We start from the raw sequence: 22,617 nt of genomic DNA, 5'->3' as shown, positions 1-22,617 counted from the left end.
TCGGAGAGCCACACGTCATGACGACTTCCCTCGACCGCCCCGCAGCCGGACCGGTTTCCGTGGTCGCCCCCGACCCGACCATCCGGTGGCTCGCGGTACTCGCCCTGGCCATCGGCGGCTTCGGCATCGGCACCACCGAGTTCGTCGCGATGGGCCTGCTGCCCGACATCGCGGCAGGCTTCGGCATCAGCGAGCCCACCGCGGGCCACGTCATCTCGGCCTATGCGCTCGGCGTGGTGGTCGGCGCACCGGTGATCGCGGCCCTGACCGCCCGGGTGCCGCGACGCACCCTGCTGCTGGGCTTGATGGCCGTGTTCACCCTCGGCAACCTGGCCAGCATGGCCGCCCAGTCCTACCCCACGCTGGTGGCCGCCCGCTTCGTCGCGGGCCTGCCGCACGGCGCGTTCTTCGGTATCGCCGCGCTGGCGGCCGCGCACCTGATGGGTCCGCAGAACCGGGCCAAGGCGGTCGCGCACGTGCTGTCCGGTCTGACCATCGCCACGGTGCTCGGCGTCCCGCTGGCATCCTGGCTCGGCCAGGCCCTCGGCTGGCGCAGCGCCTTCGGTCTGGTCGTGGTGATCGGCCTGGTCACCCTGACCGCCCTGTGGTTCTGGCTGCCCCACCATCTGCGGGCCATGCCCGTCACCAGTCCGCTGACCGAGCTCAGCGCCCTGCGCAGGCCGCAGGTCTGGCTCGCGGTGCTGGTCGGCATGATCGGCTTCGGCGGGATGTTCGCGGTGTACACCTACATCAGCACCACGATGACCGATGTGGCCGGGCTGTCCCGGGCGCTGGTTCCGGTGGCGTTGATGATGTTCGGCCTCGGCATGGTGGTCGGCAATCTGGTCGGCGGCAGGCTGGCCGATACCTCGGTGGTGCGCGCGCTGTACCTGTCGCTGAGCACGCTCGGGGTGCTGCTCGCGGTGTTCGTGGCCGCCGCGCACAACCCGTGGACCGCGCTGCTGCTATTGTTCGGGATCGGCGCCGCCGGTTCGGCGGTCGGGCCGGCCCTGCAGACCCGGTTGATGGACGTCGCACACGATGCACAGACCCTGGCCGCCGCGCTGAACCATTCGGCGCTCAACATCGGCAACGCGTCCGGCGCCTGGGTCGGCGGGCTGGTCATCGCGGCGGGCTACGGCTATACGGCGCCGGCCGCGGCGGGATCGCTGCTCGCGATCGGCGGACTGCTGGTTCTCACCGTATCCGTTGCGCTCCAGCGCGACGGTTGAAATAAGCCTGAGAAATCAATATGAAGATGTGGAATTTTCCGACGTAATCAGTCCTTGACGTCTATAGGCGCCAATCGGAAGTTGTGGAATTTCCGATGCGCCTTGATGAAGGGTCGGGAAATGAAGAATTACGCCGTAGCCGCGCTCTCCGCCGGAGCGTTGGCCGCCGCCGCGTTCGGGTTGTGCGGCGCCGTTACCGCCGCACCGACGGAGCAGTCGGTGGAACAGACCGTGAAGAGCCTCGAAACCAGCGGCTACCACGTCATTGTCAACCGGACCGGGGCCGCGCCGATGTCGGGTTGCACGGTGGCCGGGGTGCGGCCGGGCCACAGTTTCGCCACCGACGATTCCCGGGGCGGCGGGTCCATCAACACCACGGTCATTTCGAAGACCGTGTATGTGGATGTCACCTGCTGAGTGTGGAATAAAATGTCGCGGTGAATTGTTGGCACCCGTAATTGCGATCGGCCGCACATTGGCGTGTGGCCGATTGTTTTATGTGCAGGCACTTTGAGAGGATCGACGAATGCAGCCGCGCAGGTCTTTTGTCGCCAACTGCTCGATCCTCTACCCCACGGTCCCGCTCCTCGACCAGCCCGCCGCCGCCGCGGCCGACGGCTACCGGCAGCTGGAGTTCTGGTGGCCGTTCGACACGTCGACGCCGGACGAGGCCACGGTCTCCGGTTTCGTCGATGCCGTCGGGACCAGCGGAACCCGCGTCTTCGCGATGAACTTCACCCTCGGTGGCACCGAATCGGGTGGGCGCGGGATCGTTTCGCATCCGGACCGGGCGGAGGAGTTCGCCGCACATCTGGAGGCCGTCGCCGGGATCGTCACCCGGCTGGGGATCCGGCGGTGCAACGTCCCCTTCGGCGTGTACCTGCCGCAGTACACCGCCGAGGAGCAGCTGGCCACCGCGATCGGGAATCTCGGCGCGACCAGTGACCGGTTACGGCGGGTGAGTGCGGTTCCGATGCTCGAACCGCTCAGCGGTGTCCAGAACTATCCGGTGGTGACGGCCGAGCAGGCGGCACAGGTCATTTCGCGGGTCGAGGAAGCCGTGGGCCGGCCGGGGGCGGTCGGCCTGCTCGCCGACCTCTACCACCTGGCCGCCAACGGCGAGGACATCGAAACCGTACTGCGCACCCACGCCGAGCGCATCGCACACGTGCAGATCGCCGACTTCCCCGGCCGCCACGCGCCGGGTACCGGAACCCTCGACATCGACGGCTATCTGCGGCTGCTCGACGAACTCGGGTACCGCGGCGAGGTCGCGCTCGAATACCTCCCGGTCAGCTGATCGTGGCGACGAATCCGCTGTCGTCCACCGGATAGCGCCGCATCACCTCCGGATCGTGCCCGGGAATCACCTCGGCCTCGGCGGACCGCTCGCGCAGCCAGCGCAGCCCGGTGTACATCTCCGGCAGGCTCGACGCGATGTGGAACGGGCGCTCGGCCTCGAACTCCTCATAGGTGTGCGACGCGTCGGAAGCCAGCACCACCGGGCGGCCCGCGGTCGCGACCTCGACCACGATCTGGCCGGGGGTGTGCCCGGTGACCTCACGGAACGACACGCCGGGGATGGCCGGGTCCTCGTCGGGGATCAGGGTCAGGCGGGCGTCGGCCTGCGCCTTGCGGATCAGGTCGACCTCGTCGGCCTCGACCGCGGTGGCGAAGATCGGCTGCTCGGCGATATCCCCGGTCCAGAACCTGAATTCGCGGGCACCGGCGATCACCCGGGCGCCGGGGAACAGGTCCAGGTTGCCGATGTGGTCGTAGTGGAAGTGGGTCAGCACGACATGCGAGACGGTCGCGGGATCCACCCCGGCCAGGCTCAGCGCGTCCGGTACCGGAAGCAGCAGCTCGCGGCCCCGGCGGTCCGCCACCTCCGGACGGAATCCGGTGTCCACCACGATGGTCCGCGCGGCGTTGCGCACGATCCAGAAGAAGTAGTCGATCTGGACCGGTTCGTCGGCCTCGCGGTAGACGTCGAACGAATGATAGATGGTCCGCTTGGTGGTGTGCCAGACCCCGTACCGGACGGCCAGCACCTGATAGGTGTCCGACGGCGGGTTCATGCGGTCTTCCCGGTCTGCAGGGTGGTCGGGGATGTCGAGGCGTCCTGGGCCTGCGAGGCCTCGCCGCCCGTCGGTGGGCGACGCGACCAGTAGTTGGCCAGCAGGGATCCGGTGATATTGCCCAGCGGGCTGAATACCGCGGCGGCCAGCCCCGCGGTCCCGATCATGCCCATCGATGCGGCCAGGCCGGTGGCCATCCCGCCGTTCTGCATCCCGACCTCGAATGCCACCGAACGCGAGGAGGACTGGTCGAGCCCGCTGGCCCGGCTGCCCCAGTAGCCGAACACGTAACCGGTCAGGTTGTGGACGATGCCGACGGCCAGCAGCACCAGGCCGACCTCGAGCAACGCATCCCGTCCGGCCGCGGTGGTGATCGTGTTGTAGTACATGATCCCGAACATCGACGCGTAGGGCATGGCCGTCGCCAGGATCGGCAGCGGGCCGGTCACCAGCAGGTGATACACCCTGGCGAGCACGATCGCCGCCGCCACATACGAAAGCGACTGGAAGACACCGAGTCCCGTCGCACCGAGCCGCTCGGCCGCGGCGTTCCAGCCACCGAGGACCAGGGCCACCAGCCAGACCGCCGCCAGCGCGACCAGGATGTTGACCCGGCGCAGCGCCTCCGGGCCCGCCGTGCGCAGATAGTCGACCAGCAGGGCGGCGGCCACCGGAACCAGGGTGATCCGGATGACGTCGAACATCATCGCGATGAAGCTGACGTCGACGATGCGCCCGGCGAAGACCTTCATCAGGAACGGTGTCATCAACGGAGACAGAATGGTGGACATCGCGGTGATCGTCACGGCCAGCGCGAGATTCGCCCGGGCCAGCAGGCTCATGACGTTGGAGGCCAGACCGCTCGACACACAGCCGTAGAGGATCACGCCGAGCCCGATCTCGGCGGGCAGCCCGGTGAACTGCACCAGGATGAACGCTGCGATCGGCATGACGCTGTAGTGCCCGATCAGCCCGACCAGGACTCCGCGCGGATGCCGGACCACCCCGGCGAAGTCGTGCAGCCGCATCTGCGTGGCCATGCCGAACATCACCAGCTGGATGATGGTCGTCATCAGGAACTTCCCGCTCAGCTCCACCCCGCCCCAGCTGTGGAACGCACCGGGAAACAGCAGCGCCGCGATCACGCAGGCCACCACCCACGCCGTGTACTGATAACTCTTCGCGGATTCGACCGCCCCGATTCCGGTGGCGCCGCCGAACACCGCGACCAGGACCGCGGGCTGCCACAGCCCCGGCAGCCCGATCGCCAGGCCGATCACCACGAGCACCGCGGCGATCGCGGCGAGAACCAGACATGCCCTACGTACAGTGTGCATTTCGCCTCCGAGGCCTTAGACCAATACGCCGAGAATCATCACGCCGATGCCGGCGATCACCGACACCGTGCAGTCCATGACGGTCCAGGTGCGGAAGGTGTCCTTGACGCTGAGGTTCAGGAACTCCTTCACCATCCAGAAGCCGGCATCGTTGACGTGCGACATGAACCGCGACCCGGCCCCGATGGCCAGCGCCATCAGCGCGGCCTGGTTCGGGCTCATCCCCGCCGCGAGCGGGGCCAGCAGACCCGCGGTCGTGACGATCGACACGGTGCCCGACCCCACCGCGATCCGGATCAGCGCGGCCAGCAGCCAGCCCAGCATCAGGGTCGGCAGCCCGAGACCGTGTGCCAGGTCGGCGATCACGTCGCCGACCCCGGTCGCGACCAGGGTGGACTTGAAGCCGCCACCCGCGCCGACGATCATGATGATGCCGGCCACCAGCGGCAGCCCCGACCCCATCACGCTGCCGACCTTCTGCTTGCCGAGCCCGGTCGCCAGACCGAAGGTGAACATCGCGGTCAGGCAGCCGGCGAACAGCGCCACCGTCGGCTCACCGATCAGCTCAGCGGTGTGCCGAACCGGATTTCCCTCCGGCAGAACCAGTTCCGCGATCGCCCTGATCAGCATGAGCACGACCGGAAGCAGCATGGTGACCAGCGTCGCGGTCGCGCCCGGCACCTTGAGCGCCGTCTGCGGGGCCGCGACCGCGGTCGCCGTCCCGCCCGATCCGGTTGGCCCGCCGCCGGTTTCGTCTTTGTCGGTGCTGGGTTCCTGGCCGCCGAACAGCAGCGTCCGGACATCGGGCGAGGGCACCCACCGGCTCAGCAGGTTGCCGAGCACCGGGCCCCCGATGATCACCGTGGGGATGGCGACGATGATGCCGAACAGCAGGGTCCGGCCCAGATCCGCGTTGAACGCCGAAACCGCGAGCAGCGGGCCGGGATGCGGCGGCAGGAAGCCGTTGAGCAGCGACAGCGAGGCCAGGGCGGGCATCGCGACCTTCAGCAGGGGCATGCCGGTGCGGCGGACCACCAGCACGATGATCGGGAAGATGAGCACCAGGGCGACTTCGAAGAACAGCGGCAGCCCGATCAGGAACGCGATGCCGGCCATCGCCCACGGAATCGCGCGTGGCGGCACCGCGTGCACGAACCGGTCGACCAGATGGGTGGCCGCGCCGGACACGTTGAGCAGCTGGCCCAGCATGGCGCCGAGCGCGATCAGCAGTCCGGTGTCGCCGATCGTCCCGCCAAGCCCGTCGGTGAAGCTCTCGATCGTCGCGCCAGCACCGAGGCCCGACGTGATGCCCAGCACCGCGGATCCCGCGATCAGGGCGATCAGCGGATGCAGTTTGGCCCAGGCGATCAGCACGATGATCAGCACGACGCTGCCGACGGTCAGGGCCAGCAGCAGGTCGTCACCGACGGTGGCGGTCGGCTCGTCCTCGGCGGCCAGCACGGCGAGGGTGGCTGCGACGGTCATGCCGCGAGCTCGGGGGCGATCCGTCGCACGGATTCGGCCACCGCGTCGCCGAACTGCGAACAACCAAGGCCGCCACCGAGATCGGCCGTCAGCGCGCCCGCGGCCATGGTCTCGACGACCGCCCGTTCGATGACCTCGGCGGCGGTCCGCAGCTTGTTGTCGTCGTGACGTTCGGCCAGCCAGTCCAGCATCATCCGGGCCGATACGATCGTGGCCACCGGGTTCGCCCGGTCCTGCCCGGCGATGTCGGGCGCCGAGCCGTGCGCCGGCTGAAACATCGCATGGTCGTCGCCGATATCGCCCGATGGTGCCAGGCCGAGGCCACCGACGAGCGCCGCCGCCAGATCGGACAGGATGTCACCGAACATGTTCTCGGTGACCAGGACGTCGTAGTTCTCGGGGTGCAGCATGAGGTTCATCGAGAATGAGTCGACCAGCGCATGGTCGGTCCGCACCGTCGGGTAGTCGGCGGCGACCTCGTCGAACACCCGCCGGAAGAAGGCCAGCGACCGGAAGATGTTGGCCTTGTCCACGCAGGTGACCAGGGCGGCGCCGTCACTGGGCCTGCCACGCCGGGTGCCCGCGAGTTCGAGCGCGTAGCGGCTGATCCGCTCGGACCCCTTGCGGGTCACGATCATGGTGTCGGCGAAGACATCGTCGCTGACCTGAGCCCCGCCGCCGAAGGATGCGAACAGCCCCTCGGTGCTCTCCCGCACGATGACGAGGTCGACCTTGGCCGACGGGTCGAGGCCGCGGGATCCGGGATAGGCCTTGATCGGCCGGACCCCGGCGTAGAGGTCCAGCGACTTGCGCGCGTTGACGATGAAGTGGCCCTGCACCTCGGTGCCGTCCGGCATCCGGATGTCGGGGTGCCCCATCGAGCCCATCAGGATCGCGTCGGCCTGGCGCATGGCGGTCCAGGTGCTCTCCGGGGCGACCTGCCCCGTCCGCACGTAGTAGTCCGCGCCGCCGTCGAGGTGGTTGATCGCCAGGTCGATTCCGGGAATGGCCTTGGCCGCCGCCGCGAGCACCTTGGTCGCTTGATCGACGATCTCGGGGCCGATTCCGTCGCCGCGGAGGACTGCAATGTCGTAGGTCACCGATACTTCCCAATCTGAGTGGCTTTGATTCGCATATCGAACCCATAGTTCGATGGGCAACACGATAAAGTGATCCGCATCTCAGCGTCAAGCGGTCCGTTTCGCGGATCCCACGCTGTGGTTGCGCCGTTGACACAGCTTCCGTCGAACACCTACCGTCTGTATTGCGAATTGTTGATTCGCATATCGACAAGAAGGGGGTCCCGTGACCGAAGGTTCCAGCCCGGAGGCGACCGGCAGCCCGGCCCGCCGGGATCGCGAGGTGGCGTCGGTGTCGAACGCCATGCGCCTGATCGAGGCCCTCGGCCGCGTCGACTCCTCCGGCATCACCGAACTGGCCCGCGAACTCGACCTGTCCAAACCGGCGGTCGACCGGCTGCTCAGCACCCTGATGAGCGCCGGCTACGTCGAGCACGTCGCCGAGAGCCGCAAGTACCGGCTGACCATGAAGCTCGTCGCGGTCGCGAACTCGATCAAGGACCGCACCGGCCTGATCGACCTCGCCCGGCCGAAACTGCTGGAGCTCGCCGAGCAGTTCCACGAGACCGTCAACCTCGGCACCCTCTACCGCGGTGCGATCGTCTACGCCGACAGCATCGCGTCGCGGCAGATGTTCCGCATCGAGCCGATGCCCGGCTCCGAACACCCCGCCTACTGCACCGCCATGGGCAAGGTGGTGCTGGCGAATTCCCCCGCCGACGAGCTCGAGCAGTATCTGCGCGAGTTCCGGGCCGTGCCGTACACCCGGTTCACCGCGACCACCGCAGGCGAGCTGCGCGACCGGGTCGAGGCCGCCCGTGCCGACGGCTACGCGGTCGACGACGGCGAGCTGGTCGAGGAGGTCTGCTGCATCGCCGCCCCGGTGCTCGGCTCCAACGGCTATGCGGTGGCGGCTATTTCGATCACCACCATTCGCAGCACCTTCACCCGGTCCCGCGATCAGATGGCCAAGGCCGTGGTCGAGGCCGCACGCCAGGTCAGCGAGGCGATCGCATTGGCCGAGTCGCGATGAGCCGGTCACAGCAATGGTTCGGCGGTGCCGACAAGACCGGGTTCTTCCATCGTTCCGGAATCAAGGCGATGGGCGTGCCGAACCGGATGTTCGACGGCAGGCCGGTGATCGGGATCTGCAACACCTGGTCACAGCTCACCCCGTGTAACGCCCACTTCCGGGAGTTGGCCGAACATGTCGCGCGCGGCGTGTACGAGGCGGGCGGGTTCCCGCTGGAGTTCCCGGTGACCTCGATGGGCGAAACCCTGATGCGCCCGTCCACCATGCTCTACCGCAACCTGGTCAGCATGGACGTCGAGGAAACGTTGCGGGCCAACCCCCTTGACGGTGTCGTCCTGCTCTGCGGGTGCGACAAGACCACACCCGCGCTGCTGATGGGCGCCGCCAGCGTCGACCTGCCGACCATGGTGCTGTCCGGTGGCCCGACCCTGCCGGGGCGCCGCCGCGGGGTGGCGCTGCCGTCGGGCACCGGCACCTACGCGATGTACGACGAGGTGCGTGCGGGCACCATGACCGCCGACGAGTTCGTCGACGCGGAGGCCTGCATGTGGCGGTCCAACGGGCACTGCAACACCATGGGCACCGCATCGACGATGGCCTCGCTGGTGGAGGCGATGGGCCTCGGCCTGCCCGGCAACGCCGCCATCCCGGCCGTCGACGCCAGGCGCAAGGTGCTGGCCCAGGACGCCGGTGTGCGCGCGGTCGACCTGGTCCGGGAGAACGTGGCCATGTCCGACATCCTGACCAGGGAGGCGTTCGAGAACGCGATCCGGGTCAACGCCGCGATCGGCGGGTCGACCAACGCCGTCGTGCACCTGCTGGCCCTGGCCGGGCGCATCGAGGTTCCGTTGTCGCTGGACGATTTCGACAGCGTCGCGGCGGGGATCCCGCTGCTCGTGGACCTGGTGCCGTCCGGCAAGTACCTGATGGACGAGTTCTTCGACGCCGGTGCACTCGCCCTGGTGATCAACGAACTCGGTGATCTGCTGCACCGCGACGCGCTGACCGTCACCGGTAAATCCCTCGGCGCCAACACCGAAGGCGTCACCTCGTGGGGGTCCCCGGCGATCCGGACCCGCGATAATCCGCTGCAGCGTGACGCCGGTATCGCGGTGCTGCACGGCAACCTGGCCCCCGACGGCGCCATCATCAAACCGTCGGCCGCCACCGCGGAACTGCTGGTCCACCGCGGTGCGGCCGTGGTCTTCGAGGATATCGACGATCTGCGGGCCCGCATCGACGATCCCGACCTGGTGGTGGACGCCGACTCGGTCCTGGTACTCAAAGGGGCTGGGCCACGCGGATATCCGGGCATGCCCGAGATGGGCAACCTGCCGATCCCGGCCAAGCTGCTGCGGCAGGGCGTCACCGATATGGTCCGGATCTCCGACGCCCGGATGAGCGGCACCGCGTTCGGCGCCGTCGTCCTGCACGTCGCGCCGGAGTCCGCGGCGGGCGGGCCGCTGGCCCTGGTCGAGGACGGCGACCTGATCGAACTCGATGTGCCCGCGCGGCGGCTGCACCTGGAGGTGCCTGCCGAGGAACTCGACCGGCGGCGCGAGATCGCGGCGCTCAGCGGCCGGGACAAACAGACCGAGGGCGGCTACCTGCAGATGTATCTCCAACACGTGACCCAGGCCGACACCGGAGCCGATTTCGACTTCCTGCGCGGCAGAAGAGGATCGGAGGTTCCGCGTGCCAGTCACTGAGGCACCGGTGGCGGTGGTCACCGGCGGCGGGAGCGGGATCGGACGGGCGGCCGGGGTGGCCCTGGCCCGGGCCGGCCACCGGGTGGTGTTCTGCGGCCGCACCGCGGCGACCCTGGCCGAGAGCGTGGAGGCCGCCGGTTCCGGTGCGGCCGTCGAACTCGACGTCACCGACGAATCGGCCGTCGACGCGTTCTTCACCGGCCTTGGCCGGCTCGACGTGCTGGTCAATTCGGCCGGGGTGTTCGGGGACCAGCGGCCGGTCACCGAAACCTCGCTGGACGAATGGTCGCAGACCATGAGCGTCAACGTGACCGGCACGTTCCTGTGTGCCCGGAGCGCGATGCGGCTGATGACCGCCCAGCGGCCGCGCGGTGGCCGGATCATCAACATCGGCTCGGTGTCGGCGCAGGTACCCCGGCCACAGGCGATTCCCTATACAGCAAGCAAATTCGCCATCTCCGGGCTGACCAGGGCGCTGGCCCTGGAGGGCCGTGACCTCGACGTGGCGGTCGGCCAGATCGATATCGGGAACGCGGCGACGGCCATGACGTCGGGGTTCGGCGCCGGATCGCTGCAGGCCGACGGCAGCGTCGCGGCCGAGGCCAGATTCGATGTCGCGCACGTCGGTTCGACGATCGCACACATCGCCGGTCTGCCCACCGACGTCAGCGTTCCGTTCCTCACCATCATGGCCACCCGGATGCCCATGCTCGGGCGTGGCTGAGTCGCTACGAAGGAGTTTCGCTCAATGACAACGAAGATCGCCATCATCGGCTCCGGAAACATCGGTACCGACCTGCTGATCAAATGCCTGCGCGGTTACCCGGGGCTGGAACCGGTGGCGATGGTCGGCATCGACCCCGAGTCCGACGGCCTGCAGCGGGCACGCCGGCTCGGGGTCGCCACCACCGACAAGGGGGTCAACGGCTTGCTCGAGATGCCCGAATTCGCCGAGGTCGGCCTCGTTCTCGACGCCACCTCGGCCAAGGCTCATATCGCCAACGCCGCCGCGCTCGATCCGTTCGGCAAGCAGATCCTCGATCTGACCCCGGCCGCGATCGGCCCCTACGTGATCCCGGTGGTCAACCTCGACCAGCATCTCGGCGTCAAGAACCTCAACCTGGTGACCTGCGGCGGGCAGGCCACCATCCCGATCGTGCACGCGATCTCCCGGATCACCCCGGTGCCGTATGCCGAGATCGTCGCCTCGATCGCGTCGCGGTCGGCGGGGCCGGGCACCAGGGCCAACGTCGACGAGTTCACCGAGACCACCTCCAAGGCGATCGAAGAGGTCGGTGGCGCGCGCCGGGGTAAGGCGGTGATCATCCTCAACCCGGCCGAACCGCCGATGCTGATGCGCGACACCGTGATCGCCATCGTCGAGGAGGACAAACGCGACGAGATCGCGGCCTCGGTGCGGGAGATGGTGGCCGAGGTGGCCGGGTACGTCCCCGGCTACCGGCTCAAACAGGATGTGCAGTTCACCCCGATCCCCGCCGACGAGCCGCTGCGCACCCTGATCGACGCCACCCCGAAAGACCGGTGGAAGGTCTCGGTGTTCCTCGAGGTGGAGGGTGCGGCCCACTACCTGCCTGCCTATGCGGGCAACCTCGACATCATGACCTCGGCCGCACTCGAAGTGGCCGAACGCCTTTCCCAGGACGCCGACACACTGAACGGAGTTGCGTGATGAGCACCAGGATCTTCGTGCAGGATGTCACCCTGCGCGACGGCATGCATGCGATCCGACACCGGATCGGGATCGAGCCGCTGGTCAAGATCGCCGCGGCGCTCGACGCGGCCGGTGTCGACGCGATCGAGGTGGCCCACGGTGACGGGCTCGCGGCCTCGACCCTCACCTACGGTCCGGCCAGCCACACCGACGACGAGTGGATCGCCGAAGTGGCGGCCGTGGTCTACAAAGCCCGGCTGACCACGCTGCTGATCCCCGGCATCGGGACCGTCGGAGATCTGCAGCGCGCCTTCGACCTCGGCGTGCGTTCGGTGCGGATCGCCACCCACTGCACCGAGGCCGACGTCGCCCCCCAGCACATCGAACGCGCCCGCGAACTCGGGATGGACGTGTCCGGGTTCCTGATGATGTCGCACTATCTGCCGCCCGAGGAGCTGGCCGGCTCCGCCAAGATCATGGAGGACGCCGGCGCGCACTGTGTCTACGTGACCGATTCGGCGGGCCGGCTCACCATGGACGGGGTCCGGGACCGGGTCCGGGCCTACCGCGCGGTGCTCAAACCGGAAACCGAGATCGGCATCCACGCCCACGAGAACCTGTCACTGTCGGTGGCCAACTCGGTGGCGGCGGTCGAGGAGGGGGTCTACCGGGTGGACGCGTCGCTGGCCGGCCACGGCGCCGGGGCGGGCAACACCCCGCTCGAGGCGTTCATCGCCGTGGCCAACCTGGTTGGCTGGCAGCATGACTGCGACCTGTTCGCCCTGGAGGACGCGGCCGACGATCTGGTCCGGCCGATCCAGGACCGGCCGATCCGGGTGGACCGCGACACGCTGACCCTCGGCTACGCCGGGGTGTACTCCAGCTTCCTGCGCCATGCCGAGAAAGCGTCCCTGGACCACCGGGTCGATATGCGCGAGCTGCTCATGGAGGTCGGCAAGCGCGGCCTGATCGGCGGGCAGGAGGACATGATCGTCGACGTCGCGCTCACCATGGCGGGATCGCGGTGACCGCAGGCCTGGCCGGCCGCAGCGTGATCGTCGCGGGCGGCGGCGCCATCGGTGCCGGGATGAGCAACGGCCGGGCCGCCGCGCTCACCTATGCCCGCAAGGGGGCCGGGGTGCTGGTCGCCGATCTGGACGAGGCGTCCGCGGCCGAGACCAGGGACCTGGTGCTGGCCGAGGGCGGGGTGTGCCACATCTTCGTCGGCGACCTGTCGGTGGCCGGCGACGTCGAGGCCATGGTGGCACACTGCCTGCAATCCCTGAACGGGCGAATCGACGTGTTGCACAACAATATCGGCATCATCAGGCCCGGCGGACCGGTGGAGCTGGATGAGGCGGACTGGGACCGGGTCGTCACCGCCAACCTCAGGACGCTCTATCTCACCGCCAAATACGTGCTGCCCGTGATGGAGCGACAGCGGTCGGGGGTGATCACCAATATCGGATCGCTGGCCGGGCTGCGTTTCACCGGACTGCCGATGATCGCGTATTCGACCACGAAGGGCGCAGTCCCGGCATTCACCCGGTCGCTGGCCGTGCAGTACGCGGACGCCGGGATCCGGGCGAACTGCATCCATCCCGGCGTCATCGACACACCGCTGCAGACCTCGACCGATCGGGCCTACGGCGGCGTGTTCGGCGGGGCCGACGCCGAGACCCTGCGGGCCCGCCGCGAGGCGACCATCCCGCTCGGCCGGTTCGGTTCCCCGTTCGACGTCGCCACCGCCGCGGCCTTCCTGGCCTCCGACGAGGCCGGGTACATCACCGGCACCGAGCTGGTCGTCGACGGCGGGTTGATCCAGAAGACCGGCTAGGGCCGTGCCGAGCACTAAGCGGAGGAATGCAGCCACATATTGACCACAATCCTCGGCATAAGCATCCGATCCGCCCAACCGTCAGCAGGAGACGTCCACATAGGCCGTCTGCGAGATGATGGTGGTGTTGAGCGAGCCGCCGCCGCGCGAGTCGGTGGTGGAGTGGGTCTGCCCCGGCCGGACCGCGACCACCGTGCAGCTGGACAGCGGCGCCGCCCCGGTCCGGTTGACGATCACCCGGTATCCGCTGGTTTCAAGGCTTTTCACGGTCTGCTCGACCGACTGTCCGGTCGGTGCTGCGACGGCCGGGCCTGCGGTGACGAGCACGGCCGACACCAGGGCCCCCGCACCGAGCGCCGCCAGAACATACTTTCCGTTGGGTGTACTCATTTTTCAACCTCTCCTCGGGTCGGTCATCTCACACCATCCTGGACAGCCAGCGCAGCGAAAGGCCGGCCGCGGCAAGTCCGAAGGCCAGGGCAAGCGCGGCGACATGCGGTGTCACCTCACGCCATTCGGTGCGCCAACCGATCGACGAACTGATATCGCGGTAGACGTCGGCCAGCTCGTCACCGCTGGTGGCCGAATACGCCGTTCCGCCGGTCGTGGCCGCCAGATCGGCCAGCGTCCTGGCGTCGACCGGCACCGGCGTCGAGTAGCCGTAGCTGTGCATCACCCCGCCGTCGGTGCCGTAGGCGATCGTCGACACCGGCACCCCGGCGGCGGCCGCGGCCCGCGCCGCCACCGCGGGGCTGCGGCCGCTGGTGTTCGTGCCGTCCGACAGCAGCACCACGTGGGCGGGCAGATCGGTTGCGGCCCTGCCCGTCACGGTGCGCACCTGGTCGAGCGCGGCGAACACGCCCTCGCCGATCGCGGTCCGCGACGATGTGCCGATGGACAGCAGGCTGGTCCTGGCGCCGGCATGGTCGGTGTCGGGCGCGTGCACCACCAACGTGGAGCCGGCGAACGCGATCACGCCCACGTTGAAGCGGCCCGGCAGCCGGTCGATGAACTCCCCCGCGGCAGCGATGGCCGCGGTCAGCCGGTCCGGTTCGACATCGCGGGCCTGCATCGATTCCGACGTATCGATCGCGACGATGATCGTCGCCCGCTCGTAGGGCACCCGGACCGCCAGCTCCGGGCGGGCCGCGGCGAGCCCCATCAGCCCGAGCGCGATCAGCAGCAGGCCGGTGGGCAGGTGCCTGCGCCAGTGCGGACGTTCCGGAATCACCTTGTCCAACAACGGCAGCGCGGCGAACCGGACCGCATAACGCTGTCTGCGGCGCAGCGTCACCAGATAGCCGACACCCAGCAGCGCCACCGGGATGAGCAGCAGCAGGGCCGCGGGAGCCAGGAATGTCATCGTGATCGGGCCCCGTGGCCGCGGCCGCGCATCGTGCGCCTGCGGGCCTGGATGAAACGGGCCAGATCGCGCACCCAGTCGCGGCCGGTGCTGACCGGCAGATGCTCGGCGCCGCAGGCGCGGATCGCCGCGGCGACCGATGCCCGGTAGGCCGCGGCCACCTCCGCGTACCGGCGCCGCACGGCGCGGTCCGACGTCCAGACGTGGCGTTGCCGCCCCGACTCGGGGTCCACCAGCAACACCGACCCCACATCGGGCAGTGTCAGCTCGCGCGGGTCGACGATCTCGACCGCGATGACGTCGTGACGGGCGGTCATCCGCCGCAGCGGCCGGTACCAGTCGAACGGCGGACCGAACGCGGCATCGGTGCCCGGATCGAGGAAGTCCGACACCACGATCCGCAACCCGTCGGGGTGCCGACGCCCACCGAACGTCTCGATGGCCGCGGCCAGCGACGGGCCGCCCGCTCCGTCGCGCACCCCGTCGGCGGCGAGTTCACGGCCGATCCGGTGCGCGGCCTGCCGGGACGGGCCTGGACGGTGCCAGCGCACCCCATCGGCACCGAAGGTCGCGACCCCGAGCCGGTTGCCCGGTGCGTCGGTCAGCAGCCCGATCGCGGCCACGATCTTGGCGGCCAGTTCCCGTTTCTCGTCGGCCACGGTGCCGAATGCCATGCTGGCGGTGACGTCGAGCAGCACCCAGGTGTCGAGCCGGTGATCGGCCCGCGGCCGCCAGACGTGCAGATCGGTGCTGCGCGCGGTGATGTTCCAATCGATCCGGCGCACATCGTCGCCCGGCTGGTAACGCACCACCTCCTCGCGTTCGCTTCCGCTGCCGAGCCGGCTGCCCTCGTGGTCACCGGGCACCAGCCCGTCGATCCGGCGGCGCACGCCGAGGTCGAGGGCCCGCAGCGGATCGGTGGTCACGACGCCACCTCGTCGATCTCGGGATGCCTGGGGGCGATCTGCGGGGCAGGCACCCGGTCGAGCACCTCGCCGATCAGCTGCCGCGGATCGACCCCGTCGGCGACGGCGTCGAACGTCAGCACCAGGCGGTGCGCCAGGACATCGGGGGCGATCTCGGCGACGTCGGCGGGAAGTACATAGTCGCGGCCACGGAGCAGCGCCAGCGCCCGGCCCGCGGCCAGCAGCCCCAGTGAGCCGCGCGGGCTGACGCCGTACTCCAGCAGCCCGGCGATGGCGCCCGCCCCGTAGCCGGCCGGGTCACGGGTGGCCATCACCAACCGCACGATGTAGTGCGAGATGGCGTGGTGCACGAACACCTCCTCGGTCACCCGCTGCATGGCCTGCACCTGCTCCGGGGTGACCAGGGTGCGCGGCATCGGCGGCCGCGACCCCATCCGGTGCAGGATCGCGATCTCGTCGAGTTCGCCGGGGTGGGACAGTTCGACCTTGAGCAGGAAACGGTCCCGCTGCGCCTCGGGCAGCTGATAGACCCCGTCGGTCTCGATCGGATTCTGCGTCGCGAGCACCAGGAACGGGCTGGGCAGGGCGAAGGTCCGGCCGCCGATGCTGACCTGCCGCTCGGCCATCGCCTCGAGCAGCGCCGACTGCACCTTGGCCGGTGCCCGGTTGATCTCGTCGGCCAGGATGAGGTTGCCGAAGATGGGTCCGAGTTCGATCTCGAAGGTCTCGCTGGAGGGCCGCCACACCCTGGTGCCCAGGATGTCGGCGGGCATCAGGTCGGGGGTGAACTGCAGGCGGTGGAACCTCCCACCGACGACGGTGGCGACGGTGCGCACGGCCAGGGTCTTGGCGATGCCCGGCACCCCCTCCAGCAGGATGTGACCGTTGGCGAGCAGGCCGACCAGAAGCCGCTCGAGCATCTGATCCTGCCCGACCACAACATGTTTCATCTCGAACAGGGCACGTTCGGCGATGGCGCTCACATCCGTGGGTGAGTCGGTTTCTGCGGTCATGGCGCCCAGTTCACCAAGCCGGTGCGAAAACCTGCGAAAGGCGAAGCGAAAGCCGACCGAAAGCGCTGTGGGCACCGGCCCGGTCTCGTGGCTATCCTCGGCCAATATGCGGGTGTTGATCGTGGAGGATGAGGAGGGCCTGGTCAGCGCGCTGCGAATCGGCCTGCAGCGCGAGGGCTATGCCGTGGACGCGGCGCTGTCCTGCGCCGAGGCCCAGGAGCGTCTCGCGGTCAACGAGTACGACATCGCGCTCGTCGACGTCACCCTGCCGGACGGGAACGGGCTGCGGCTCGCGGCCCGGATCCGTAGCGGCGAGCTGGACTCCCGCTCGGGCCGCGATCTGCGCATCGTGATGCTGACCGCCCACGGCACCCTGCCCGACCGGGTCCGGGGTCTCGATGCGGGGGCCGACGACTACATCGTGAAACCCTTCGCGCTGGCCGAACTGGCCGCCCGGCTGCGCGCCGTGCTGCGCCGCGAGGTCCGCGGCGGGTCCGCCGCGCTGCGGGTCGGCGACATCGTCCTCGACTGCGCCCGCCAGGTGGTCTACCGCAAGGCCCGCGAGGTCGAACTCACCCTCAAGGAGTTCGCCGTGCTGCGCTTCCTGATGACCCGACCGGGTCACGTGGTGTCGGCCGAGCAGATCCTCGAACACGTGTGGGACGAGAACGCCGACCCGTTCACCCAGACCGTCCGGGTCACGGTGGGAACGCTTCGCCGCAAGCTGACCGTCGCCGGTGAGGACCAGGTGCTGCACACCCTGGTCGGCCGCGGATACCGGCTGAAAGATACTGCCGCGGCGCCGCTGTCACCGATGAGCGGGGCATGAGGCTCGGGGGCCCCCGCCCGCTGTGGCCCGCCTGGGCCCGAACCATCCGGGCCAGGATGGCGATCACCACATCGGCGTGGCTGTTCGGAGTGTCGGCCCTGATCCTGGTCGGCGTGTACGCGGCCCTTTCGCACACCATCGACGCGACGCCGCTGGACGCCGTGACGGTCAAGAAGTTCGAGCGCAAAACCGACGGCACCATGGTGTACCGGCCGGGCGAGAACTTCCAGGCCGCCGATCTGCGCAGCGTGCAGCAGGCCGTCAATCAGTCCACCCTGGACATGTTGCGCAACTATTCGCTGATCGCGCTGGCGGCGATCTTCGTGATCTGCCTGCTGGTCGGCTGGGTGGTGGCCGGGCGGTTGCTGCGGCCGATCGGCCAGATCACCGCGACCGCCAACCGGTTACGCGCCACCGACCTCTCGCAGCGGATCGGGGCCACCGGACCGCACGACGAACTGCGCGCCCTCGCCGACACCTTGGACGGCATGCTGGAACGCCTGGACTCCGCGTTCCGGGCCGAACGCGCACTGGTCGAGGACGTATCGCACGAGCTGCGCAACCCGGTCGCCGTGGTGCAGGCCAATGTCGAAGCGGTACTGGCCAATCCGGACGCCACCGAGGCCGAACGCGCGCATGCGCTCACGGTCGTCTCGCGGGCCACGGCCCGGATGGCGCGGCTGCTTGAGGATCTGCTGGCAACGGCGCGGCGGCGCTCGGGAAGCTTCGCCGACCGCAACGTCGACCTGCACGGTTTCGTCACCGATGTGGTCGACGAGCACCGGCTGCTGGCCGCCGAGCGACCGCTGGGGATCGAGCCGCGCAGTGCGCCCGGTCCGGTGGTGTACGCCGATCCCGAATCCCTCGGCCGCGCGGTGGCGAACCTGCTGTCCAACGCCATCCGGTTGGCGCCGACCGGTTCGACCCTGACGGTGGCGGGCGGCAGCCTCAGGGGCTGGGCGTGGATCGCGGTCCAGGACGACGGCCCGGGCATCGCCGACGACGAACAGCCGCATGTCTTCGACCGGTTCAAGCGGGCCTCCAACGGCGACAACGGATCTCGCCGCGGTTCCGGGCTGGGCCTGTCCATCGCGCGCCAGATCGTGGAGAGCCACGAGGGCCGGATCACCCTGTTCAGCCGGCTCGGCGAGGGCAGCACCTTCGTCATCTGGCTACCCGACCGGGCCGTCGCCGACGGCCCGGAACGTGCCGTCGCACCACCCGTCGAGTGTCCGCTGCCGCGGCGCCACCCGGCCTGACCGCCCCCGAGGAGGCTGTAATGGAGGACCAACATTTCGAGCTGAGACGCCGGACATTCGTCGGCGCCTCGATCGTGGTGGGTGGGACGGCGGTCGCGATGCCGTTGCTCGCCGGCTGCGAAACGTCCGCCGACGAGGTCGCCGAGGACCAGACCTCGACGGTCCGGATGACGATCAACGGCCAGGAACGGGAGGTGACCGTCGACAACCGCACCTCGCTGCTGGACATGCTCAGGGAGCGGGCCGGCCTGCCGGGCACCAAGAAAGGCTGCGATCAGGGCGCCTGCGGCGCCTGCACGATCCTGGTGGAAGGTCAGCGGGTGGTCTCCTGCCTGACGCTGGCGGTCATGCACGACGGCGCCGACATCACCACGATCGAGGGGCTGGAACGCAACGGGCGGCTGCACCCGCTGCAGCAGGCGTTCATCGACGAGGACGCGTTCCAGTGCGGCTACTGCACACCGGGGCAGATCATGTCCGGCGTCGGCTGCATCCGCGAAGGCCATACCGGCTCGCCCGCCGAGATCCGGGAATGGATGAGCGGCAACATCTGTCGGTGCGGTGCGTACACCAATATCGTCACCGCGGTCGCCACCGCGGCCAAGGCCCGGTGACACCATGTTCCCGTTCAACTTCGCCACCGCCGTCGACGAGCCCGACGCGCTGGCCCGCGGCGCCGCCGGGGCACGCTACATCGCGGGCGGCACCACGCTCGTCGACCTGATGCGCGAGACCGTCGAGCGGCCCGACGCCGTCGTCGACATCAACCGGTTGCCGTACCGCGACATCGATCTCGGACCGTCGCGGCTGCGGGTCGGTGCGTTGGTGCGGATGACCGAACTGGCCGCGCACCCCGGGGTCCGCGAGCAGTTCCCGATGATCGCGCAGGCCCTGGAGCTCAGCGCGTCGGCGCAGCTGCGCAATATGGCCTCGATCGGCGGAAACCTCATGCAGCGGCCGCGCTGTCTGTACTTCCGGGACGTGACCGCGGCGTGCAACCGCCGCAGCCCTGGGGCCGGATGCGCGGCGATCGGCGGGCGCAACCGCACTCATGCCATCCTCGGCACCAGCGAGAAGTGCGTCGCCACCCACCCCTCCGATCTGGCGGTCGCCCTGACCGCGCTGGACGCCCTGGTGCTGACCAGGGACGACAGCGGCGAACACCCGGTGCGCATCGCCGACTTCTTCCGCAGGCCCGGCGACACCCCGAACCAGGAGCACAACCTGCGTCCGGGTGCCCTGATCACCGGTTTCGAGGTACCGGTGGCCCAGGGGCTCCGGCGCTCGGGCTATCTGAAGGTGCGCGACCGGCAGTCTTACGAGTTCGCGCTCAGCTCGGCCGCGGTCGCCCTGGACATCCGGGGCGTGGTGCGGGCCGCCCGGGTCGCGGTGGGCGGGGTCGGCACGGTGCCGTGGCGGTTGCCCGCCGTCGAAGCCGCACTGGTGGGCCGGACGCCCGGCGCCGAACTCTGGCGGGCGGCCGCAGCACACGCCGCCGACGGAGCGAAACCGCTGTCCGAGAACGGGTTCAAGGTCGAGCTGGTCAAGCGAACGGTGGAGCGTCAGCTGGCCACCGTGGCGGCGATCGCATGACCCGCCCGGTTCCCACCGCGACGCCGGTGGCGGGGCAACGAGTCACCCGGGTCGACGGCAGGCTCAAGGTCACCGGCGGCGCGACCTACGCCGCCGATCATCCGGTGCCCGATCTGGTGTATGCGGCCATCGTCGGCAGCACCGTGGCCCGCGGCGGTATCGATCGCATCGACACCGCCGCCGCACAACGGCATCCGGGTGTCCTGCGGGTCGTCACCGACTTCGGCGGCGTCACCCTGCCCTACGACCCGAGCCAGGTCGGCTACTTCGGGCAGCCCGTCGCGGTCGTCGTGGCAACCGGTGTGGAGGCCGCCACCCACGGTGCGGCCCTGGTCGACGTCGGCTATTCGGCGGGCCGGGAGCCGCTGGTCGACATGGACTCACCGCAGGCGGTTCCGCAGCCCGGCGACCGCTTCCGCGATTACTCCCGCGGCGATGCGGACGCCGCGTTGCGCACCGCCGATGTGGTCACCGACCTGGACTACGCGCTGGCCCGCAACAGCCACAATCCGATGGAGATCCCGTCCACCATCGCCAGCTGGGACGGTGACAACCTGACCGTATGGGATAAGACCCAGGGCATCTCGCCGGCCCGCAGCGCCTACACCGAGGCGTTCGGGATCGGCAGCGAGCAGGTCCGGATCATCTCGCCGTTCGTCGGCGGTGCATTCGGATCGGCAGGCCGGGTCTGGCCGAATCAGCTGCTGACCGCGTTCGTCGCCCGCCAGCTGCGCAGGCCGGTGAAGCTCATGCTCACCCGCAAGCAGTATTACCACCTGGTGGGGTACCGTCCGACCAGCAGGCAACGGCTGGCCATCGGCTCCGACCGGTCCGGCCGGATCAGCGCGATCGTCCACGAGGCAGGTACCGAGAACTCCCGCACGAACGGCTACGAGGACGGCGTCGTGGGGCCGGCCCGGCTCATGTACACCGCGCCGAATATGCGCTCGACGTACCGCACCGTCCCGTTGGACGTCAATCCGCCCACCTATATGCGTGGGCCGGGTGCGGTGAGCGGGGCGTTCGCCCTGGAATCGGCGATGGACGACCTCGCGCACCGCCTGCACATCGATCCCATCGAGCTGCGCCTGCGCAACGAACCATCGCGCGACCAGGAGGAGGGCCTGCCGTTCTCCACTCGCAGGCTCACCGAATGCTTCCGCCGAGGAGCCGCGGAATTCGGTTGGACACAACGCAATCCGGTGCCGCGCTCCACCCGCGACGGCACCCAGTTGATCGGGTCGGGCACCGCGGCCGCGCTGTATCACACCAACCGCAATGCGTGCACGGTCTGGGCCAGGATCAACGCCGACGGCACCGCCGATGTGCACTCCGCGAGCAGCGATATGGGGCCGGGCACCTACACCTCGATGACCCAGGTGGCCGCCGATGCGCTGGGGCTGCCGGTGCCGCGGATCCGATTCGCGCTCGGCGACTCCCGGATGCCCCCGGCCCCGGTCCACGCCGGGTCGATGACCATGGCAAGCGTCGGATCGGCGGTGTCGCTGGCCGGAATGGCGCTGCGCGACAGGTTCATCCGCACCGCGGTGGTCGATCCGGGTTCGCCGCTGAACGGGCGGCGTCCCGATGAGGTCACCGTGGTCGACGGACGGATGTTCGTCACCGCCGACCCGTCCCGCGCGGAGTCCTATCGGGATCTGCTGCGCCGGCGGGGCCGGCCTCATCTCGACATCGAGCGGACGTTCACCCCGGACGACGCCAACGACCGGTATTCGATGCAGGCCTACGGGGCGGTGTTCGCCGAGGTCGCCGTCGACGAGCTGCTGGGCACCGTTCGGATCCGGCGCGTCTACGGCTGCTACGACGCCGGGCGCATCATCAATCCCCTACTGGCGCACAGCCAGGCGATCGGCGGGATGGTCGGCGGTATCGGCATGGCGCTGCTGGAGGCCACCGAACTCGACCACCGCGACGGGCGGATCGTCAACGCCAATATGAGCGATTACCTGGTGCCGGTCAACGCCGATGTCCCGGCCCTGGACGCCGCCTTCCTGCCCGGCGAGGACAGCATCGCCGATCCGCTTGGTGTGAAGGGCCTCGGCGAGCTGGTGATCGTGGGAGTACCGGCCGCGATCGCCAATGCGGTGTTCCACGCCACCGGCAAACGCGTCACCGACCTGCCGCTCACCGTCGACAAGCTGCTGTGAAGGC

22 protein-coding genes are annotated in these 22,617 nt (G+C 69.3%); 14 read left to right on the top strand and 8 right to left on the bottom strand.

Annotated features, from left to right (window positions below):
• Nucleotides 1-17: 17 nt before the first annotated feature.
• From ACWDTP_RS06110 to ACWDTP_RS06100, 3 genes are all read left to right on the top strand, one after another.
• Nucleotides 18-1,232: an MFS transporter gene (locus tag ACWDTP_RS06110; protein ID WP_450017600.1), complete on the top strand. Its 1,215-nt coding sequence runs from the start codon at nt 18-20 to the stop codon at nt 1,230-1,232.
• Between the two features lie 120 nt (nt 1,233-1,352).
• Nucleotides 1,353-1,649, top strand: a complete 297-nt coding sequence (locus ACWDTP_RS06105) for a hypothetical protein (protein ID WP_450017598.1) — start codon at nt 1,353-1,355, stop codon at nt 1,647-1,649.
• A gap of 109 nt (nt 1,650-1,758) precedes the next feature.
• Complete coding sequence (locus ACWDTP_RS06100; protein ID WP_450017596.1) at nt 1,759-2,532, top strand: hydroxypyruvate isomerase family protein; 774 nt, start codon at nt 1,759-1,761, stop codon at nt 2,530-2,532.
• On the opposite strand, the gene ACWDTP_RS06095 is transcribed toward ACWDTP_RS06100, so the two are convergent.
• From ACWDTP_RS06095 to ACWDTP_RS06080, 4 genes are read right to left on the bottom strand one after another with little or no spacing between them, the layout of a single operon-like run.
• A complete protein-coding gene (locus ACWDTP_RS06095; protein ID WP_450017595.1) occupies nt 2,525-3,310 on the bottom strand; it encodes an N-acyl homoserine lactonase family protein in 786 nt (261 codons plus the stop codon). The two genes, ACWDTP_RS06100 and ACWDTP_RS06095, sit on opposite strands and share 8 nt — an antisense overlap.
• Nucleotides 3,307-4,647: a bile acid:sodium symporter family protein gene (locus tag ACWDTP_RS06090; protein ID WP_450017593.1), complete on the bottom strand. Its 1,341-nt coding sequence runs from the start codon at nt 4,645-4,647 to the stop codon at nt 3,307-3,309. The genes ACWDTP_RS06095 and ACWDTP_RS06090 overlap by 4 nt, the downstream gene beginning before the upstream one ends.
• 15 nt (nt 4,648-4,662) lie before the next feature.
• Nucleotides 4,663-6,132: a GntT/GntP/DsdX family permease gene (locus ACWDTP_RS06085; protein WP_450017591.1), complete on the bottom strand. Its 1,470-nt coding sequence runs from the start codon at nt 6,130-6,132 to the stop codon at nt 4,663-4,665.
• Entirely contained in the window at nt 6,129-7,232 is a 1,104-nt protein-coding gene (locus ACWDTP_RS06080) for an isocitrate/isopropylmalate dehydrogenase family protein (RefSeq protein WP_450017589.1), read from the bottom strand. The genes ACWDTP_RS06085 and ACWDTP_RS06080 overlap by 4 nt, the downstream gene beginning before the upstream one ends.
• A gap of 205 nt (nt 7,233-7,437) precedes the next feature.
• Between ACWDTP_RS06080 and ACWDTP_RS06075 the strand changes: the two genes are divergently transcribed.
• Genes ACWDTP_RS06075 through ACWDTP_RS06050 form a run of 6 tightly spaced genes read left to right on the top strand, consistent with a single transcriptional unit; the run spans nt 7,438 to nt 13,462 of the window.
• The gene (locus ACWDTP_RS06075; RefSeq protein WP_450017587.1) at nt 7,438-8,244 is read left to right on the top strand and encodes an IclR family transcriptional regulator; all 807 of its coding nucleotides are present in this window, start codon (nt 7,438-7,440) and stop codon (nt 8,242-8,244) included.
• Nucleotides 8,241-9,953 carry an IlvD/Edd family dehydratase gene (locus ACWDTP_RS06070; protein ID WP_450017585.1) on the top strand — a complete coding sequence of 571 codons (1,713 nt, stop codon included), beginning with the start codon at nt 8,241-8,243 and terminating at the stop codon, nt 9,951-9,953. Before ACWDTP_RS06075 ends, ACWDTP_RS06070 begins: the two co-directional genes overlap by 4 nt.
• Complete coding sequence (locus ACWDTP_RS06065) at nt 9,940-10,677, top strand: SDR family oxidoreductase (RefSeq protein ID WP_450017584.1); 738 nt, start codon at nt 9,940-9,942, stop codon at nt 10,675-10,677. Before ACWDTP_RS06070 ends, ACWDTP_RS06065 begins: the two co-directional genes overlap by 14 nt.
• Before the next feature lie 24 nt (nt 10,678-10,701).
• Nucleotides 10,702-11,643, top strand: a complete 942-nt coding sequence (locus ACWDTP_RS06060; RefSeq protein WP_450017582.1) for an acetaldehyde dehydrogenase (acetylating) — start codon at nt 10,702-10,704, stop codon at nt 11,641-11,643.
• The gene (dmpG, locus tag ACWDTP_RS06055; protein WP_450017581.1) at nt 11,643-12,653 is read left to right on the top strand and encodes a 4-hydroxy-2-oxovalerate aldolase; all 1,011 of its coding nucleotides are present in this window, start codon (nt 11,643-11,645) and stop codon (nt 12,651-12,653) included. The genes ACWDTP_RS06060 and dmpG overlap by 1 nt, the downstream gene beginning before the upstream one ends.
• The gene (locus ACWDTP_RS06050; protein WP_450017579.1) at nt 12,650-13,462 is read left to right on the top strand and encodes an SDR family NAD(P)-dependent oxidoreductase; all 813 of its coding nucleotides are present in this window, start codon (nt 12,650-12,652) and stop codon (nt 13,460-13,462) included. Before dmpG ends, ACWDTP_RS06050 begins: the two co-directional genes overlap by 4 nt.
• 81 nt (nt 13,463-13,543) lie before the next feature.
• On the opposite strand, the gene ACWDTP_RS06045 is transcribed toward ACWDTP_RS06050, so the two are convergent.
• From ACWDTP_RS06045 to ACWDTP_RS06030, 4 genes are read right to left on the bottom strand one after another with little or no spacing between them, the layout of a single operon-like run.
• Nucleotides 13,544-13,852: a hypothetical protein gene (locus ACWDTP_RS06045; protein WP_450017577.1), complete on the bottom strand. Its 309-nt coding sequence runs from the start codon at nt 13,850-13,852 to the stop codon at nt 13,544-13,546.
• A 28-nt stretch (nt 13,853-13,880) separates the two neighbouring features.
• Entirely contained in the window at nt 13,881-14,825 is a 945-nt protein-coding gene (locus tag ACWDTP_RS06040; protein ID WP_450017575.1) for a VWA domain-containing protein, read from the bottom strand.
• Nucleotides 14,822-15,751 carry a DUF58 domain-containing protein gene (locus ACWDTP_RS06035; protein WP_450017573.1) on the bottom strand — a complete coding sequence of 310 codons (930 nt, stop codon included), beginning with the start codon at nt 15,749-15,751 and terminating at the stop codon, nt 14,822-14,824. The genes ACWDTP_RS06040 and ACWDTP_RS06035 overlap by 4 nt, the downstream gene beginning before the upstream one ends.
• Complete coding sequence (locus ACWDTP_RS06030) at nt 15,748-16,764, bottom strand: AAA family ATPase (protein WP_450017571.1); 1,017 nt, start codon at nt 16,762-16,764, stop codon at nt 15,748-15,750. Before ACWDTP_RS06030 ends, ACWDTP_RS06035 begins: the two co-directional genes overlap by 4 nt.
• Before the next feature lie 106 nt (nt 16,765-16,870).
• Here ACWDTP_RS06030 and ACWDTP_RS06025 point away from each other — a divergent pair, with 106 nt between their 5' ends.
• From ACWDTP_RS06025 to ACWDTP_RS06005, 5 genes are read left to right on the top strand one after another with little or no spacing between them, the layout of a single operon-like run.
• Complete coding sequence (locus tag ACWDTP_RS06025; RefSeq protein ID WP_450017569.1) at nt 16,871-17,593, top strand: response regulator transcription factor; 723 nt, start codon at nt 16,871-16,873, stop codon at nt 17,591-17,593.
• Nucleotides 17,590-18,852, top strand: coding sequence for a sensor histidine kinase (locus ACWDTP_RS06020; protein ID WP_450017567.1), 1,263 nt, complete (start codon nt 17,590-17,592; stop codon nt 18,850-18,852). The genes ACWDTP_RS06025 and ACWDTP_RS06020 overlap by 4 nt, the downstream gene beginning before the upstream one ends.
• Nucleotides 18,853-18,872: 20 nt before the next feature.
• Nucleotides 18,873-19,466, top strand: coding sequence for a (2Fe-2S)-binding protein (locus ACWDTP_RS06015; protein ID WP_450017565.1), 594 nt, complete (start codon nt 18,873-18,875; stop codon nt 19,464-19,466).
• A 4-nt stretch (nt 19,467-19,470) separates the two neighbouring features.
• A complete protein-coding gene (locus tag ACWDTP_RS06010) occupies nt 19,471-20,445 on the top strand; it encodes an FAD binding domain-containing protein (RefSeq protein ID WP_450017564.1) in 975 nt (324 codons plus the stop codon).
• The gene (locus tag ACWDTP_RS06005) at nt 20,442-22,613 is read left to right on the top strand and encodes a xanthine dehydrogenase family protein molybdopterin-binding subunit (protein WP_450017563.1); all 2,172 of its coding nucleotides are present in this window, start codon (nt 20,442-20,444) and stop codon (nt 22,611-22,613) included. The genes ACWDTP_RS06010 and ACWDTP_RS06005 overlap by 4 nt, the downstream gene beginning before the upstream one ends.
• The last annotated feature ends 4 nt before the right edge of the window (nt 22,614-22,617 follow it).

Source organism: Mycobacterium sp. NPDC003449, from assembly GCF_053588415.1.
Note: the sequence above shows the minus strand (reverse complement) of the source record. Positions and strands in the feature narration are given on the sequence as shown.